This window comes from Pseudomonas graminis, from assembly GCF_001705435.1.
In the GTDB taxonomy this organism is placed as follows: Bacteria; Pseudomonadota; Gammaproteobacteria; order Pseudomonadales; family Pseudomonadaceae; genus Aquipseudomonas; species Aquipseudomonas graminis_B.
In genome coordinates this window covers 1-754 of record NZ_MDEN01000022.1, presented here as the reverse complement: position 1 = coordinate 754, position 754 = coordinate 1, and the positions used below count along the sequence as shown (strand labels likewise).

General features: G+C 63.9%; 1 protein-coding gene. It reads right to left on the bottom strand.

The genetic code is table 11. The annotated features are described in order from the left end of the window. Positions 1-754 (bottom strand): pyridoxal-phosphate dependent enzyme (locus BBI10_RS00090; protein ID WP_141695058.1); only part of this gene is annotated, 754 nt, incomplete at both ends.

The following is a 754-nucleotide window of genomic DNA, read 5'->3' as shown; positions in this document are numbered from 1 at the left end:
GTGTCGGGGTGGGTCTGCACGCCGACGAAGATGTGCGCCTCGCGGTCGGTGTGGTAGCGGTAGTTGAATTCGGTGATCTGCCGCTTGCCGATGGCCTCGCAGAAGGCCTTGAAGCTGCCCGCCTGTTCCGGGATGGTCACGGCAATGATCGCCTCGCGGCCTTCGCCCAGTTCGGCGCGCTCGGCGACGTGCCGCAGGCGGTCGAAGTTGACGTTGGCGCCAGAGTCGATGGCGACAAACGTCTGCCCGGTGACGTCGTACTGTTCGGCGTACTTCTTGATCCCGGCCACGCCCAGCGCGCCGGCGGGCTCGGTGATCGAGCGGGTGTCGTCGTAGATGTCCTTGATCGCCGCGCAGATTTCATCGGTGCTGACGGTGATGACTTCGTCGACGTAATCCTTGCAGATCTCGAAGGTGTACTGACCGATCTGCGCCACCGCGACGCCATCGGCAAACAGGCCGACCTGTTGCAGCACCACGCGCTCGCCGTAAGCCATGGCCTGTTGCAGGCAGTTGGAATCGTCCGGCTCAACGCCGATCACCTTGATTTCCGGGCGCAGGTATTTGACGTACGCGGCAATGCCGGCGATCAGCCCGCCGCCGCCGACCGGCACGAAGATCGCGTCCAGTGGCCCCTGATGCTGGCGCAGGATTTCCATCGCCACGGTGCCTTGCCCGGCAATGGTGTCAGGGTCGTCGTAGGGGTGGACGTAGACGTAGCCATGTTCCTCGACCAGCTTCAGCGAATACGCCA